Genomic DNA, 16,616 nt, shown 5'->3' with positions numbered 1-16,616 from the left:
TCGGGGTGGCTGGAGAGGGAGAACGTGCGGGTCACGCGCCCAGCAGGCTCTGGCCGCAGACGCGCACGACCTGCCCCGTGACGCCGCCCGATCCGGGGTCCGCGAACCAGGCGATGGTCTCGGCGACGTCGACCGGAAGTCCGCCCTGGCCGAGGGAGTTCATCCGGCGGCCGGCCTCGCGGATGAACAGCGGGACCGCGGCGGTCATCTTCGTCTCGATGAAGCCGGGCGCGACGGCGTTCACGGTGATGCCGTGCCCGGTCGTGCGCGGATCCGTCGCGAGCGCGCGGACGAAGCCGATGACGCCGGCCTTCGAGGCGGCGTAGTTGGTCTGGCCGGCGTTGCCCGCGACGCCGCTGATCGAGGCGGTGGCGACGATCCGGCCGCCGTCGTTCAACGTGCCGGACTTCAGCAGGTGGTCGGTGGTGCGGACGACGCTGCCGAGGTTGACGTCGAGGACGGAGTCCCAGCGGTCGGCAGCCATGTTGGCGAGCTTCCGGTCGCGGGTGATCCCGGCGTTGTGGACCAGCACGTCCAGGCCGTCGGGGAGTGCGGCGGCGATGCGTTCCCCGGCGTCCGGCGCGGTGATGTCCAGGGCGAGGGCGGTGCCGCCCAGCCGCCGTGCGACGTCGGCCAGGGCCTCTTCGGCCTGCGGGACGTCGAGGCAGACGACATGGTGGCCGTCGCGGGCGAGCGTGGCGGCGACGGACTCGCCGATGCCGCGCGCGGCGCCGGTGACCAGGGCGATCCGCGTGCCGGAGGCAGCAGTGGAAACGGCCGGAACGACCGGGGCGGCCGGGCCGATCTCGATGACCTGGCCGCTCACGTACGCGGACTTGGGGGAGAGGAGGAAGCACAGCGTCGACTCGGCGGCCGCGCCGGGCGCCAGGCGCAGCAGCTGGACGGTACGGCCGCGGCCGATCTCCTTCCCGAGGGAGCGGACGAAGCCTTCGAGTGCCTGCTGGGCGGCGGCCTGGTGGGGGTCGGCCGGGTCCGGGACGGCGCCGAGAACGACCACCCGACCGCAGGGCGCGAGCGAGCGGACGACGGGGTGCAGTGCCGCGTACGCGTCGTGCAGCGCGGCCGGTTCGCAGACGCCGGTGGCGTCCAGAACGACAGCGGCAGGGGCGGCGGCCGCAGGCGCGTCGGGTGCGCCGGGCACCGGCTCCGTACCGGTCGCGTCGTCCGGTCGCGGGGCGCCGGCCGTCAGGCGCAGGACCGGTCCGACCAGGTCGGGGTGTTCCGGGGACCAGCGGCGCAGCGCGGTGGGCTGGGGGAGGCCGAGGCGGCCGGAGAGGAAGCGGCCGGGGGCCGTACCCGTGAAACGGAGATAGCGATCGGCCATTGGCCTTCTCCTTACTCTGGAGTAAGTTTACCGCCGGTAAGGCTACTGGTGAGTCAGCGCCCAGCAAAGGGGAGAGCCAGCCGATGAGTGATCGCAGGGACAGTCCGCGCCGGGTCGCGGTGGTGGCGGGCAACCGCATACCGTTCGCCCGCTCCGACGGCCCGTACGCCACCGCGTCCAACCAGGACATGCTGGGCGCGGCGCTGGCCGGACTGGTGGAGAGAACCGGGCTGGCCGGTGAGCGCGTGGGGGAGTTCGTCGCCGGGGCCGTCCTCAAGCACAGCCGTGACTTCAACCTCGCCCGCGAGACCCTGCTCGGCAGCACGCTCGACCCCGCCACCCCCGCCTACGACATCCAACAGGCGTGCGGCACCGGGTTGCAGGCGATCATCGCCGTCGCGAACAAGATCGCGCTCGGCCAGCTCGACTGCGGCATCGCGGGCGGCGCCGACACCGCGAGCGACGCGCCGCTCGGCGTCAACGACCAGTTGCGGCGGATCCTGCTGGAGGCGCGCCGCGCGAAGTCCACGGGTGCGCGCGCCAGGGCGCTGGCGCGCATCCGGCCACGTCATCTCGTACCGGAGGTCCCGCGCAACGCCGAGCCGCGCACCGGACTGTCGATGGGCGAGCACGCCGCGCACACCGCCAAGCGGTGGGGCATCGCGCGCGAGGCGCAGGACGTCCTGGCCGCCGCCAGCCACCAGCGGCTCGCCGCGGCGTACGAACGCGGCCTGTTCGACGCCCTGGTGACGCCCTTCCGGGGCCTGGACCGCGACCAGAACCTGCGCCCGGACTCCACGGCCGAGCGGCTCGCACGGCTGCGGCCGGTCTTCGGCGTCGGGGAGGGCGGCGCCACCATGACGGCCGGCAACTCGACACCACTCACGGACGGCGCGGCCGTCGTCCTGCTGGCGAGCGAGGAATGGGCTGACGGTCACGGGCTGGAGCCGCTCGCCTTCCTCACGGCGTACGAGACGGCCGCCGTCGACTTCGTCGGAAACCCCATGGGCGAGGAGGAAGGGCTGCTCATGGCGCCCGCGTACGCCGTGCCACGCATGCTGGAACGGGCCGGCCTCGCCCTCGGCGACTTCGACCTCTACGAGATCCACGAGGCGTTCGCCTCGCAGGTGCTGGCCACCCTCGCCGCCTGGGAGGACAAGGACTTCTGCACCGGACGGCTGGGCCTGGAAGGCCCGTTGGGCACGGTGGACCGGGAGCGGTTGAACGTGGCCGGCTCGTCGCTCGCCACCGGGCACCCCTTCGCGGCGACCGGCGCCCGCATCGTCGCGACCCTCGCCACGCTGCTCGCCGAGCGCGGCGGCCCGGGGCGCGGGCTGGTCTCCATCTGCGCGGCGGGCGGCCAGGGGGTCACGGCCGTGCTCGAACGCCCGTGACCGGCACCACCTGATCCGTCCGAGCCACCCCGTCCGAGCCACCCCGGCCCCGCCCACCCCGGCCCCGTCCGCACCGAACCCCCGTCCGCACCGAACCCCCGTCCGCTCTCGTCCCCGCCCGATGCCGCCCTGAACGCCGCCGATCCGCGTAGCGCGAGCCGCCGTACGATTCCGCGAACCAGGAGAGCCCCTGATGTCCCGTAAGAGCCCGATGCCGTCCCAACTCGTCGCCGTGGAACCGGATCTCGTCGTATCGGGCGGTTCGGTCCGGCAGGCCTCCGTGCCGGCTCTCGTACCGCCCGAGAGCGCCGGAAGCCTCGCGGACATCCCGTTCCGCAACGCGGCGGAGGCTCCGCGGGAGGCCGTCCTCAGCCGCAAGGACGAGCGCGGGGCCTGGCGCGACATCACGGCCGCGGCGTTCCGCGACGAGGTGGTCGCGGTGGCGAAGGGGCTGATCGCCTCCGGGCTGCGCCCGGGTGACCGGCTCGCGATCATGTCGCGGACGACCTACGAGTGGACGCTGCTGGACTTCGCGGCCTGGGCCGCGGGCCTGATCACCGTGCCCATCTACCCGACGTCCTCCGCCTCGCAGGCCGCGTGGATCCTCGCGGACTCCGGGGCGGTGGCCTGCGCGGTGGAGAGCGTCGAACAGACCCGGCTCGTCAGCGGGCGGCGCCGCGAACTGACCGGGCTGCGGCATCTGTGGCAGCTGGACGCGGGCGGCATCTCCCAGCTGATCTCCGAGGGGCGGGAGCTGCCGGACATCCTCATCGAGGGGCGGCGCGGCGGCCTCGGACCCGACAGCGTCGCCACGCTCATCTACACGTCGGGCACCACCGGACGCCCCAAGGGCTGCATCCTCACGCACGGCAACTTCTTCGCCGAGGTCGACAACTCCATCGAACTGCTGCACCCCGTCTTCAAGTCGGTGAGCGAGGAGCCCGCCTCGACGCTGCTCTTCCTGCCCCTGTCGCACGTCTTCGGCCGGATGGTCGCCGTCGGCTGTCTGCGGGCCCGGGTCAAGCTCGGCCACGCGCCCAGCATCGCCACCGATGACCTGTTGGCCGACCTCGCGGGCTTCCGGCCGACGTTCCTGCTCGCGATCCCGTACGTGCTGGAGAAGGTCTACAACACCGGCCGCGCCACCGCCGAGTCCATGGGCAGGGCCGCCTCCTTCGACCGGGCCGCCACGATCGCGCGGCGGTACGGCGAGGCCCTGGAGGCACAGCAGTCCGGCACCGGGCGCGGGCCCTCGCTCGGACTGCGGGCCGCCCACGCGCTCTACGACCCGCTCGTCTACCGGCGCATCCGCGCCGCCCTCGGCGGCAAGGTCCGCTACGCGATCTGCGGCGGCTCACCGCTCGGCCGCCGCCTCGCCGCGTTCTACGCGGGCGCGGGCGTCGTGGTCTTCGAGGGCTACGGGCTGACGGAGACCACGGCCGCCGCCACCGTCACCCCGCCGCTGCGGCCCCGGCTCGGTACCGTCGGCTGGCCGCTGCCGGGTGCCGCCGTCCGGATCGCCGACGACGGCGAGGTGCTGCTCAGCGGCGGCATGGTGTTCGGCGGCTACTGGAACGGCCGGGTCGGGGCGTATCACCCGGTGAACGGCGGCTGGTTCGCCACCGGTGACATCGGGGAACTCGACGCCGAGGGCTATCTGACGATCACCGGCCGCAAGAAGGAGATCATCATCACCGCGGGCGGCAAGAACGTCGCCCCGGCTCCGCTGGAGGACCGGCTCCGGGCGCATCCCCTCGTGGGCCAGTGCATGGTCGTCGGCGACAACCGCCCCTACGTGGCCGCGCTCATCACCCTCGAACCCGACGGCCTCAGCCACTGGCGCCGGATGCACCACCGCGACGGCGTCCGCCCGGCGCAGCTCGCCGAGGACCCGGAGCTCCTCGCGGAGATCCAGCACGCCGTCGACGACGCGAACGACTCGGTGTCACGGGCCGAGTCGATACGGCGCTTCCGGGTGCTGCCGGTGGAGTTCACGGAGGATTCGGGGCATCTGACGCCGTCGATGAAGCTCAGGCGGGCGGCGGTTGTGAGGGACTTCACGAAGGAGATCGAGGACCTCTACCGCAAGCGGTGACGGCCGCGGTGACGGTCGCGGTGACGTTTGTGGTGGTAGCCGCGGTGATACGCCGACGCCGGCCGGACCGGTTCCCCAGTCCGGCCGGCGCCATGTGCTGAACGACCCCGGTCAGCAGTTGCCTGCTGTCGGGTGGCCGGCGAAGCGGTCGGCGAGCCAGGCCATGGCGAAGGGGGATCCGGCGATGGCTCCGGTGATGTGGCCGAGCGGCATGGACTGCCACTGGACGTCGACGCCCTTCGCGCACCAGTCGGTGCGCAGCTGCTGCCCCACGGTGTAGGGGATCAGCTCGTCGATGACGCCGTGGTAGAGGTAGACCGGGGCGTCGGGCGCGTGGGTGCCCAGGGTGTCGGCGCGCAGCGCGCTCTGCCAGTCGGCCTGGTAGAGCGGGTTGCTGACGGTGACCTGGTCGATGCGCTGGAAGAGACCGGCGATGGCGTCTATGGCGACGCACTGCGTCTTGACGATGTTCACCACCGAACGGCCCTTGTCGTTCAGGTACTTGGCGAGGTCGAGCGCCGGGTACGCGGCGTCGTGGCCGACGGCCGCGGCGAGGATCAGGCCCGCGCCGACGCCTCCGTTGTTGAAGTCGGCGACCTTGAGGAGGTCGGCGGGGACGCCGCCGGTGGCGGTGCCCCTGACGTTCAGGTCGGGTGCGTAGGAGTCATGGATCTCGGCGGCCCAGCTGGAGGCCTGGCCGCCCTGCGAGTAGCCCATGATGCCGACGGGCGTGTCGGCGTTCAGGCCGGTGCCGGGCAGCCGTTCGGCGGCGCGGGCCGCGTCGAGCACGGCCTGCCCCTCGGCCCGGCCGACGGTGTACGTGTGGGTGCCGGGGGTGCCGAGCCCCTCGTAGTCCGTGACGGCGACGGCCCAGCCGCGCAGCAGCGCCTGCCAGATGAGGCTGCCCTCGGCGGTGGTCCCGGTGGGGAAGCCGCGGGAGGGCGCGCAGCTGTCGGCGAGACCGACGGTGCCGACGGCGTACGTGACGAGGGGGCGCTGTCCGGTCCTGCCGTCGTTGGGGACCAGGACGGTTCCGGAGACGACGTTCGGTGCGCCGGTGGCGGTGGTGGACCGGTAGCGGATCTTCCAGGCCCTGGTGCTGGTGAGTACGAGGGGGTTGGGCATGAAGCGGCTCGGCTGGGCGCTGACGATGTCGCCGGGCTGCCCGGCGGACGTGGCGGACGCGGCGGCGGCCGGAGCCGAGGCCTCGGCCGGGGCCGCGGCGGCGGTCAGTGCGGTCGTCAGTGCCAGGGCGGCCAGGGCCGCCAGGACGGTGTGCCGGATGCGTCGTACGGTGCTCTGCACTGCGGCTCTCCCATCAATACGGTGGAAGGTGTGGGGTACAGGGACCGTAGTGACTTGCGGGTAGCCCCGGCGTTGACCACGCCGCTCACCTTTGCTGACCCGGAACCGCATTCACTCCAAGGGGTTCACTCCGGAGGCTCGATGCCGGGGACCCGGTGCGGGGGCTTCACTCCGAGGGATGCAGCCCGAGGGCCGCATGGCGGTATGCGCCGGGGGTGGTCCCGGTCCAGCGGCGGAACGCCCGGTGGAAGGCGGTGTCCTCGGAGAATCCGAGCCGCGCCGCGAGTTGGGCGATCGGCTCGTGCCCCTCACTGAGCCCGGCGATGGCCGCGTCCCTGCGGACCGAGTCCTTGAGCCGCTGGAAGGACGTGCCCTCCGCCGTCAGCCGGCGGCGCAGCGTCGCGGGGCTGACCGCGAGCCGCGCCGCGATCTCCGGGGCCTCCGGCAGCCGGGTGCGGGTGATCAGGGCGCGGGCCATGGTGCGGCGGATCTGTTCGGTGACGGTGGTGCCGTAGTCGCGCCGGCTGAGCAGGTCGGCGGGGGCCCGGCGCAGCAGTTCACCGAGCGCCGACTCGTCCTGGATGAGCGGGGCGTCGAGCCAGTGCGCGTCGAAGGAGGCGCCGGTGTGCTCCGCGCCGAAGCGGACCGGGCAGCCGAAGAGCAGGTCGTACTCGGCCCGGTGCGGCGGCGCCGGATAGGCGAACTCGGCGGACAGCAGCGGGATGCGGCTTCCGACGAGCCAGCTGGAAAGCCGGTGCCAGATGACGACCAGGCACTCGGAGAGGAAGTGGTCCGGATCGTCGGTGAGCTCGCCGCGCACGGTGAAGCGCGCGACGGCGCCCGACGCGCGGACGGCGAGGGCGGGGCCGCTCGGGAACAGCCCGTAGAACCGCACCGCCCGGTCCAGCGCGGCGCCCAGGTCACGGCCGCCCAGCGCCGTGCAGCACATCATGGCGAAGGTGCCGCGCGGGCTGGGCGCGGGACCGAGGCCGAGGAACTCGTCGTTCGTGGCCCGGTGCAGTTCCTTGACGAGGCAGGTGAACTGGGCGTCGGTCACCCGGGCCCGGTCGTCGCCGAGCAACAGGGGGGCGATCTGGGCTCGTTGGAGCAGCGGGGCGGTGTCGATGCCGAGCCGCTGGGCACCGCGTAACGCCGCTCTGACCCGGTGCACCGTGATCGTATGCGTGCCCATGACACTCAACGGTGCTCCCGCTGAGCGGCAGGGTCAACCCGTGTGACGGTTCGTGTCATCTTCGTGGGGCCTCGTGCTTCATAGCGTCATGGCTACACGACCAAGGGAGGCGCGCGATGGGCACCATGGCACCGCAGACCGATCGGCCAGGAACGCTGGCGTTGACAGCGGAATGGGTGGCGGAACGGCACGGCGACAGTCCCGCACTGCGCTTCCGCGCCGGCGGCGGCTGGCGCGACATCACCTACACGGAACTGCGCGACACCGTACGGCGGGCCGGCTGCGGGCTCGTCGCGCTCGGCGTCGAGCCCGGTGACCGGCTGGCGATCCTGTCCGAGACCCGGCCGGAGTGGACGTACGCGCACCTCGCCGCGCTGGCGGCGGGCGCCGTCATCGTGCCGGTCTATCCGACGGCCGGGGACGAGGAGGTCGCCTGGGTGCTGAGCGACTCCGGTACCTCCGTGATCCTCTGCGAGGACGACCGGCAGGCCGCCAAGGTGGAGCGGCTGCGGGACCGGCTTCCGCAGCTCCGGCGGGTCCTGGTGCTCAGCGCGCTCGACGGGCTGGCGGCGGGCACCGCGGCGGAAGGCCACACATCGGCGGACATGGCGGCTGGAGGCACCGCGGCGGAAGGCGCCACGTCGGAAGGCACCGCGGCTGAAGGCACGGCGGCGGAGGGTTCGGCCGGGACGGCCGCCCCGCTGGACGACGACCTGCTCGCCGAGCTGCTGGCCCGTGCCGGGGCGCGCAAGCCCGAGGACCTGGCGTCCATCGTCTACACCTCCGGCACCACCGGGATGCCCAAGGGCTGCCGGCTCACCCACGGCAACTTCGGCGCCGTGCAGGACGCCACCGTGCCGCACATCGAGGGCGGCCTCCCCGGCGACACCACGTATCTGTATCTGCCCCTCGCCCACATGCTGGCCCAGCTGATCCAGTTCACGACGCTGCTGGTCGGCGGGGCGCTGTGCTTCTTCGGCGGGCGGATCGAGAGCATCGTCGCCGAGCTCGCCGAGGTCAGGCCCACCCATCTGCCGTCCGTACCGCGGCTGTTCGAGAAGGTGCACTCCCAGGTGCTGTCGCTCGCGGAGTCGCAGGAGGGCGGCAGGGAACGGTTCGAGGCGGCCGTCGCGCTCGGTGTGCGGGCGGCCGAGCTGCGGGACCGGGGCGAGGAGCTGCCGGCGGAGCTGCGCGAGGCCTACGACGCGGCGGACGCCGCGCTCTTCAGCCTGGTCCGCGCCGTCTTCGGCGGCCGGCTGCGCTGGGCGACCACCGGAGCCGCGCCCATCGCCCCGCAGACCATGGACTTCCTGCGGGCCTGCGGGCTGGCCGTCCTGGAGGGGTACGGCATGACGGAGTCCGGCGGCATCATCGCCGTCAACCACGCCACCGACTTCCGGCACGGCACCGTCGGCCGGCCCATCGACGGCTGCGAGGTGCGGATCGCGGACGACGGGGAGGTGCTCGCCCGGGGCGCCAACGTCTTCCCCGGCTACCACGGCGACCCGGACGCGACGTCCGAGGCACTGGACTCCGACGGCTGGCTGCACACCGGGGACCTCGGCGCGTTCGACGCCGACGGCTATCTGAAGATCACCGGCCGCAAGAAGGACATCGTCATCACCTCGGCCGGCAAGAACCTCACCCCGACCCAGATCGAGTTCGCCATCCAGCAGTCCCGCTACGTCTCGCGGGCGGTGATGATCGGCGACCGCCGCCCGTACCCGGTCGCGGTGCTCACCCTGGACCCGGACGAGATCATCGGCTGGGCCTCGCGCACCCAGAAGATCCTGGGCGCCCGCCCGACCCGGCACCCGGCGGTGCACGCCCTGGTGCAGGAGATCGTGGACGCGGCCAACGAGCAGGTCGCCCGGCCGGCCCGGATCCGGGCGTTCGTGATCCTCGACGAGGACCTGTCGGTGGAGGCGGGAGAGCTCACACCGACGCTGAAGCTCCGCCGCTCGGTCGTCGCGGAGCGGTACCGGGACCGGATCGACGCGCTCTACGCGGAGCTGGCCGAACGCCCGGAACACGTGGAACACCCGGAACACCCGGAACACGGGGAAAGTACGGAACGCGTCGAACGCGATGAAAGCGGAGAAGGCCGGGAAACTCCGGAACCCGTGCCGGGCCCGCGGTAGCGGCGGGAAAGGCAGGAGCCCCGCACAACCGGTGCGGGGCTCCTTGGCAATGCTGTGAGGCGATCCCGTCGATCAGGCCGGGGTTACGTTCTCCGCCTGGGGGCCCTTCGGGCCCTGGGTGACGTCGAAGTTGACCTGCTGGTTCTCCTCGAGGGAGCGGAACCCAGCGGCGTTGATCGCGGAGTAGTGAACGAAGACGTCGGGGCCCCCGCCGTCCTGGGCGATAAAGCCGAAGCCCTTTTCAGCGTTGAACCACTTCACGGTTCCGGTAGCCATAAAGCCCTCCTTGGGCCCAAAGGGTTGCCCTGCTCCAGAACCTGCAACTGCGAAGTCTGAAAACTACAAAAGCCTACGGGGTCACATGCTCCGCAGGCTCTGTACTGCAAGGGAAACCAAACTGCAACTTGCGAGGAGAGTAGCACGCAGGTTCAGGGGTGGGGAAGGGTCTCAAGATCGGCCTTTCGAGGCCCGTCCAGGGGCTGTTCCGCCGCCCGCCCACAAGATCCGCAAGGACCAGGACTAGCCTCCTGATGTGGACAAATCTGCACCTGACGCCGAAAGCGGCCGGACCCGTCCCAGGGTCGGCCACATCCAGTTCCTGAACTGCGTGCCCCTGTACTGGGGGCTTGCCAGGACAGGAGCCCTCCTCGACCTGGAACTCACCAAGGACACCCCGGAGAAACTCAGCGCCCAGCTGGTGCGCGGGGACCTGGACGTCGCTCCCGTCACGCTCATGGAGTACCTGCGGCACGCCGACGAACTGGTGGCGCTCCCGGACATCGCCGTCGGCTGCGACGGCCCCGTCATGTCCTGCGTCATCGTGAGCCAGCTGCCGCTCGACCAGCTCGACGGTCAGCGGGTCGCCCTCGGCTCCACGAGCCGGACCTCCGTGCGCCTCGCCGAGCTGCTGCTCACCGAGCGGTACGGGGTGCGCCCCGACTACTACAGCTGCCCGCCCGACCTGTCGCTGATGATGCGGGAGGCGCAGGCCGCCGTGCTCATCGGTGACGCGGCCCTGCGGGCCTCCCTGCACGACGCGCCCCGGCTCGGCCTGCAGGTGCACGACCTGGGCCAGATGTGGAAGGACTGGACGGGGCTGCCGTTCGTCTTCGCCGTCTGGGCCACCCGCCGCGACTACTTCGAGCGCGAGCCGGAGGCGGTCCGCGAGGTGCACCGCGCGTTCCTCGCCTCCCGTGACCTCTCGCTGGAAGAGGTCGACAAGGTCGCCGAGCAGGCCGCCCGCTGGGAGTCCTTCGACTCCGAGCTGCTGAGCCGGTACTTCACGACGCTCGACTTCTCCCTCGGCGCCGGGCAGCTCACCGGCATCGCCGAGTTCGCCCGGCGCGTCGGCTTTCCCGCGGAGGCGCGCGTCGAACTGCTCTGACCACGCGCCCCCCGGGACCGGAGCGACCGCTGTCGTTCCGGAGTGACCGCTGCCGCCCGGAGTGACCGGTGCTCCCCGCGCGACCGCTGTTACAGCGAGGTCAGCGGGACCTGGACGGTACGGACCTCGCCGTCGCCCAGGTGCAGCAGGCCGCGGCCGGGCTGGATGGCCTGGCCGATGGAGCCGCGCTGCAGCCGGACGCCGACCAGGTCGCCGTCCGACATGTTCTGCGGGGACAGGAGAAGGCCGCGGCGGGCCTTCTTCATCTCGACCTGCCAGCCGTTGAAGCCGCCGCAGATGTCGTCCGCGTCGCCCGCGATGACCAGGCCGATGTCCTTGCTGGTCGCGTTGCGGACCACGGACTGGAAGACGTCCCCCGCCTCGCAGTTACGCAGCAGCTCCGCATCGTCCACGATGATCACTCCGGGGCCGCTGAAGCGGGCCAGCGCCTCCTGGAGCTCGGCCGTGGTGATCTCGTCGGTGCCGAAGAAGCCCACGACGCCCGGGGCGTGCTTGAGACGGCGCAGCGGCGACTGGCGGCGCGGGGTGGCCAGGATGATCTGGGTGCCGGCGGTGAGGAACGAGCGCGTCATCGTCAGCAGCGCGGTGCTGCGCCCGGAGCGGGCGGGGCCCGCGATGACGAAGGCGGGCGTGCCCTCGGCGAGGTTCGGGCCCAGCACGGTCAGCTGGTCGCCGCCGATGGCCGCCATCGACCAGAGCCGGCCGCCGCCGCGCATGGCCTGCATCTCCTGCGGGTCGCGCATCTCCCACGCCTCCTCGAAGGAGATTCGGGCGGGCAGCACATCGACCCGGAACGGCCGCCGGGACCGCGGTACGGCGCTGTCCCGGTCCTTGGCCGCGGCGCCGATGGCGTGCAGGGCCGCGGACTGGGCCTGGCCGCTGGGGTCCTCGGTGAGCAGCGCCACATGGGTCTCGGTGGCGCCCTGGGCGCGGAACGCCCGGCCCGGCGGGATCTTCGCGGGGATCTTGCGCGGGTTGAGGCCGATGAGGGACAGGTCGCCCGAGTCGCTGAGCTGCAGCGCGATCTTGTTCTCGGTGAGGGTGGAGATCCGGCCGAGCAGCAGCGACCGGTCGCCCGTCATGATCACGTGGATGCCGACGGACGCGCCCTCGCGCATCAGCTGGAAGATCGTGTCGGTCAGCGAGCCGTTGTTCAGATCGCCGAGCGAGGGGGTGAAGCCCTCCCAGCGGTCCAGCAGCAGCACGATGTGCGGCAGCCGGTCCGCCTCGGCGACGCCGGTCCGCTGCTCGTTGATGTCGGTGAAGCCGCCCTCGCCGAGCAGCGCCATCCGGCGCTGCACCTCGGCGGCGAGCTTGCCGATCAGCCGGACCGCGCGGTCCGCCTCGTTGGAGCGGACCACGGCGCCGCAGTGCGGCAGCGCGGACAGCGCCAGGAGCGCGCCGTTCCCGCAGTCCAGCGCGTACAGGTGCACATCGGCGCAGGAGTTGGAGCGGGCCAGCGAGCCGGCGATGGTGCGCAGCGTCTGCGAGCGGCCCATGCGCGGGGCGCCCGCGATCATCAGGTGACCGAAGGTCGTCAGATCGATGGAGGCGGTGCGCCGCGCCTGCTCGCTCGGCAGGTCGTCGACCGCGTACGGGGCCGGCAGCAGGCCGTCGCGGGAGACGTTGACCGGGGTCTCCAGCTCGTCGATGACCATGCGTTCGGTGAGCGCGGGCAGCCACGGGCTGTGCTGCGGCGGCAGCCCCAGCTGCTCGTTGGCGCCCTGGATGGCCTCGACGAGGACGGCGAGGTCGGTCAGCAGGTCGTCGTCGTTGGTGCGGGGGCCGGCCGGCCGTTCCGGGACCGGGCGGCCGAGGCCGTCCCAGCCGATCTGCACGGTCCACGGCGCGGGCGCCTTCGTGGCGACCTGGCCGGGCCGCCGGCCGCCGACGCGTCCGGACTGGAACGGCAGCAGCGACGACGCGCCGAGCCGCACATACGCCCGGCCCGGGGTGGACTTGGCGATGTATCCGGCGTCCGGGGCGTCGATGACGTCGGACGATTCGCTGGCGTCGGTGACGCGGAGCGCGATGCGGAGGTTGGTGTTGGCGCGGATCTCGGGGGAGACCACACCCGAGGGTCGCTGGGTGGCGAGGATGAGGTGGATGCCGAGCGAACGGCCTCGCTGGGCGATGTTGACCAGGCCGGTGACGAAGTCCGGCAGCTCACGGGCCATGGACGCGAACTCGTCGATGACGATGAGCAGTCGGGGCATCGCCGCGAGCCCCGGGTTGGTGCGCATCGCGATGATGTAGTCCTCGAGGTCCTTGGCGCCGGCTGCCGCGAGGGTGTGCTCGCGGCGGCGCAGTTCGGCGCCGAGCGACTCCAGGGCGCGCTCGACCAGGTGCGTGTCGAGGTCGGTGACCATGCCGACGGTGTGCGGCAGCTTCACGCAGTCCTTGAAGGCCGCGCCGCCCTTGTAGTCGACGAGGACGAACGTCATCGCGTCCGGCCGGTTGGCGACCGCCAGCGACGCGACGATGGTCTGCAGCAGCTCGGACTTTCCGGAACCGGTGGTGCCGGCGACCAGGCCGTGCGGCCCGTCGCGGACCAGGTCGATGGCGAACGCGCCGTCGAAGGACGAGCCGACGACGGCCTGGGTGGAGCGGCCGCCCATGCTCCAGCGGGCGGCGATCCCGCCGACGGTGGGCGGCTCCATCTCGATCACGTCGAGCAGCCGGCAGGAGTCCGGCAGGGCCGATCCCTCGTCACCGCTGACGTCGCGGATCGGGGCCATCGCCCGGGCCATCTGCTCGCCCCACGCGGCGGTCACACAGTCGGGCCGCACCTCGGAGACCGGCTCGATGCCGGCCATCGAGACCTGCAGCAGCCCGTAGTAGTCCTCCTCGACGAGCGCGCGGCACTCCTCGGGGAGCAGCCGGCGGTCGGCGTCGAGGCAGATGAGGTGGATGCCGACGCGGGGGCCGTCGCGCAGCACCTGGGTGAGGCCGGGCAGCGCGCGCAGCCGCCGGGAGCCGTCGAGGACGACGAGGATCGTGGGGCCGCCCCAGGCCTGGTTGGGCTGGGAGCCGGCCTCGCGGGCCGCGTCCTGGCGGGAGGTGACCTGGGCGAGCAGCTCGCTGATCCGGCGGGCGACACTGTCGGCGTCGGTGCCGATCAGGGCCAGCGCGGACTGTCCCTCGCGGGCCCTGGCGTGCGGCAGCCAGCGCACCCACTCCCAGCCCTGGCGGCCGCTGGGGTCGGTGAGTACGCAGATCTGCAGGTCGGCGGGGGAGTGCAGGGCGGCGGCCTGGGCCACCAGCCAGCGGCCGATGGCGCGCGGCAGTTCACCGCGGCCGGCGACGCCGAGCACGCCGTGCTGCTGCATGGGGACGGTCACCGGAACGTCGGACAGCTTCCGGGCCTCGTTGCGCTTGTGCTCCTCCTGGGCCGGGTCCGCGACCTGGACCTCGGTGGGGAGGGTGCCGGTGCCGACGCGCAGCATCCCGTAGTCCGGGTCGGAGCGCCGCCGCTCCCACAGCCGCTGGCTCGGTCCGGTCGCGGCGACCAGCACCTCGGCCGGGTCCGGCGCCTGGGTGCGGCGGGCGGCGGTGTCGGCGGCCATGGCCTTGCGGGCCTGCCGCTCGATCGATTCCTTGTGCGTCTCGTAGTCGGCGTTGGTCTGGCGGAACGACTTCTTGCCGTGCTTCTTGTCGTTCATGTAGTTGCCGACCATGGCGATCGGGCTGAGCACCGCCATGAAGAGGAAGCGCGGCTGGTGCATCATCATCGCCATGATCACCGCGCCGAACAGCGGCACGACCGCCATCAGCCAGGGCATGGGGCGGTTCTCGGACTGCTTGGGCTTGCTCGGCAGCTGGAATTTGGTCGGCCGCGGCGGCGGGGTGATGCGCGGCGGCCGGTTGTAGTCGAGACCGGTGCCGTCCTCCGAGGGCTTCAGCGCGGTGTCGGGGAAGCTCGGCAGGCTCAGTTCCAGCAGGGTCTGTCCGGCGGCGACGACGCTGCGCGGCCGCCAGGGGCTCGCGTCGGTGAGCGGCTTGCCGTCGATGGTGGCGGAGCTGCCGAAGGACGGGTGGACGGTGACCGTCCCGTCGACCGCGACGTCCACCTCCACCGCGGAGTGCGGCAGCGCCGGGTCGTTGAGCCGGATCCACGCGTCGGGCCCGCTGCCGACGACGGCGACGCCGGGACCGAGCCGGTGCACGCCGCCCGCGTCGGGGCCGCCCACGATCCGGACTTCCACCGTCCCCTGGGCGTCGGGCGCCGGGCAGGCGTCCGGCGCGGCGACGCTGACCACCGCGCCGTCGCGCACCGGTGAGGCGTCCAGGCTCAGCTCGGGGTCGATCTGGAAGCCGTTGATGTGCAGGGTGGGCGGGCCCTGTCCGTCGTCCGGACGTCCGAGCAGCCGGCCGATCTCCGCCGCGAGCGCGCCGACGGGCGCCGCGGGGTCGGCGTCGACCAGCATGTCCGCACGGTCGTCACGGACCGGGTCGATCACGCTGAGCTGGAGTTCCACTGCCGTCCCCCTGCACCACTGAGCACTACTGGTATTTGCTGTTGACCATCATGCAACAGGTCCCCGACAACGCACCGGCCGCATGGGCCGGAACCGGGCCCATGGCAGAAGGTGTCCTGACGCTCGGTGGGTCAAGAGTGAGAGAATTGGCGGGCATTGGACGCGGAAGCCGTGAGCGGCGGGCGGCGGCAGAACCGACGGGGGAAGTATGGGTAGTCCTGACCGATTGAAGGTTGATCTCGGCGGTTTGGAGGATTTTGCCTCCAACCTCGATGCCGTACGGACCACGATGAACGGCACGCGCAAGCTCTTCGAGTCCTACGAGGCGAAGCTCGGCTCCGGGAAGGTCGCCGACGCGCTGGACAGCTTCGAGCACAACTGGAAGGACGGCCGGAAGGAGATCGACGGGCACCTGGAGGGGCTGGCCAAGATGGCCAACACCGCGGTGCGCGAGATCCGGAAGGCCGACAAGCAACTCGCCGACGACCTGGCGAAAGCGGCAAAGGGTGAGGGCGACAAGTAGTGAGTGCAACTCCGCGGGTGATGCCGGTCGAGCGGGAGGGCTTCTCGCTCACCGTGCCGATGACATGGTGGGAGTTCGACCTGCACCCGGCCAGCCGGGACGAGAGCATCCGCAAGCTGATGGCGCAGCGGGTGCAGGAGAACCCGGCGATCGGGGAGCACCGTGACGTGCTCGCCAAGTTCCTGCGCAGGGCGGCGCGTGAGGCGTACGACAGCGGGGCGGTGTACATCGGCTGCATGGCGCAGAACTTCGGCGGGATGCCGCTGACCGCGTCCGTCACCGTGTCGCTGGTCGGCGCCCGGACGCCCGAGGGCCAACTGCTGGCCACGGATCCCGCGTCGATCGTCGCGGGGCTGCGGGAGAAGCCGGCCCGGCGGGAGGGGGACGCGTGGCGGAAGGTGACGACGGTGGAGATCCCGGAGACCGGAGCCGCCGCCCGTACGTACGGGATCGAGGACATCGAGATCCCCGGCGACAGCAGAACCGTACGCACGGTGCTGATGCAGACATTCATCCCGCTGCCGGGCGGCGGGGACCGGGTCGCGCTGGTCGCCTGCAGCAGTCCGATCCTCGATCTCGCGGACTCGTTCTTCGACGTGTTCGACGCTGTGACCTCGACGTTCCGCTACCGGGAACCGCAGGCTGCACCCGCGCCGTCCTCACCCGTAAGCTGAGGCTTCCGCAGACCATCACATCAATCTGCGACTCGAAGGCCACGGGGGTCGGCCCTGCGGCAAG

11 protein-coding genes are annotated in these 16,616 nt (G+C 72.2%); 6 read left to right on the top strand and 5 right to left on the bottom strand.

What is annotated here, in order from left to right:
- Positions 1–31: 31 nt before the first annotated feature.
- A complete protein-coding gene (locus tag LNW73_RS13525) occupies positions 32–1,345 on the bottom strand; it encodes a 3-oxoacyl-ACP reductase (protein ID WP_250990067.1) in 1,314 nt (437 codons plus the stop codon).
- A gap of 83 nt (positions 1,346–1,428) precedes the next feature.
- Between LNW73_RS13525 and LNW73_RS13520 the strand changes: the two genes are divergently transcribed.
- Together LNW73_RS13520 and LNW73_RS13515 are read left to right on the top strand one after the other, a co-directional pair.
- The gene (locus tag LNW73_RS13520; protein ID WP_250990066.1) at positions 1,429–2,739 is read left to right on the top strand and encodes an acetyl-CoA C-acetyltransferase; all 1,311 of its coding nucleotides are present in this window, start codon (positions 1,429–1,431) and stop codon (positions 2,737–2,739) included.
- A 193-nt stretch (positions 2,740–2,932) separates the two neighbouring features.
- Positions 2,933–4,834, top strand: coding sequence for an AMP-dependent synthetase/ligase (locus LNW73_RS13515; protein WP_374117314.1), 1,902 nt, complete (start codon positions 2,933–2,935; stop codon positions 4,832–4,834).
- 111 nt (positions 4,835–4,945) lie between these two features.
- Here LNW73_RS13515 and LNW73_RS13510 read toward each other — a convergent pair whose 3' ends face one another.
- A complete protein-coding gene (locus LNW73_RS13510) occupies positions 4,946–6,139 on the bottom strand; it encodes a lipase family protein (RefSeq protein WP_250990065.1) in 1,194 nt (397 codons plus the stop codon).
- Positions 6,140–6,305: 166 nt separating this feature from the next.
- On the bottom strand, positions 6,306–7,331 hold the full coding sequence (locus LNW73_RS13505) for an AraC family transcriptional regulator (RefSeq protein WP_250977178.1): 1,026 nt from the start codon (positions 7,329–7,331) through the stop codon (positions 6,306–6,308).
- Between the two features lie 116 nt (positions 7,332–7,447).
- Between LNW73_RS13505 and LNW73_RS13500 the strand changes: the two genes are divergently transcribed.
- Entirely contained in the window at positions 7,448–9,472 is a 2,025-nt protein-coding gene (locus tag LNW73_RS13500) for an AMP-dependent synthetase/ligase (RefSeq protein ID WP_250990064.1), read from the top strand.
- A 72-nt stretch (positions 9,473–9,544) separates the two neighbouring features.
- Here the strand turns inward: LNW73_RS13500 and LNW73_RS13495 are convergent, their stop codons facing one another.
- Entirely contained in the window at positions 9,545–9,748 is a 204-nt protein-coding gene (locus tag LNW73_RS13495; RefSeq protein WP_250977180.1) for a cold-shock protein, read from the bottom strand.
- A 256-nt stretch (positions 9,749–10,004) separates the two neighbouring features.
- Between LNW73_RS13495 and LNW73_RS13490 the strand changes: the two genes are divergently transcribed.
- Positions 10,005–10,856 (top strand): menaquinone biosynthetic enzyme MqnA/MqnD family protein, encoded by an 852-nt coding sequence (locus LNW73_RS13490; RefSeq protein ID WP_250977181.1) that lies wholly within the window; start codon positions 10,005–10,007, stop codon positions 10,854–10,856.
- Positions 10,857–10,945: 89 nt separating this feature from the next.
- On the opposite strand, the gene LNW73_RS13485 is transcribed toward LNW73_RS13490, so the two are convergent.
- Positions 10,946–15,355 (bottom strand): FtsK/SpoIIIE domain-containing protein, encoded by a 4,410-nt coding sequence (locus tag LNW73_RS13485; protein WP_250990063.1) that lies wholly within the window; start codon positions 15,353–15,355, stop codon positions 10,946–10,948.
- A 247-nt stretch (positions 15,356–15,602) separates the two neighbouring features.
- On the opposite strand from LNW73_RS13485, the gene LNW73_RS13480 reads away from it, so the two are divergent.
- On the top strand, positions 15,603–15,878 hold the full coding sequence (locus LNW73_RS13480; RefSeq protein WP_250977183.1) for a hypothetical protein: 276 nt from the start codon (positions 15,603–15,605) through the stop codon (positions 15,876–15,878).
- Positions 15,879–15,898: 20 nt separating this feature from the next.
- On the top strand, positions 15,899–16,552 hold the full coding sequence (locus LNW73_RS13475; protein WP_250992905.1) for a hypothetical protein: 654 nt from the start codon (positions 15,899–15,901) through the stop codon (positions 16,550–16,552).
- Positions 16,553–16,616 lie beyond the last annotated feature (64 nt).

Origin of the sequence: Streptomyces sp. RKAG337, from assembly GCF_023701715.1 — a bacterium.
Classification (GTDB): Bacteria; Actinomycetota; Actinomycetes; order Streptomycetales; family Streptomycetaceae; genus Actinacidiphila.
The sequence above is the reverse complement of the archived record's forward strand: the minus strand, read 5'-3'. Positions and strand labels throughout refer to the sequence as shown.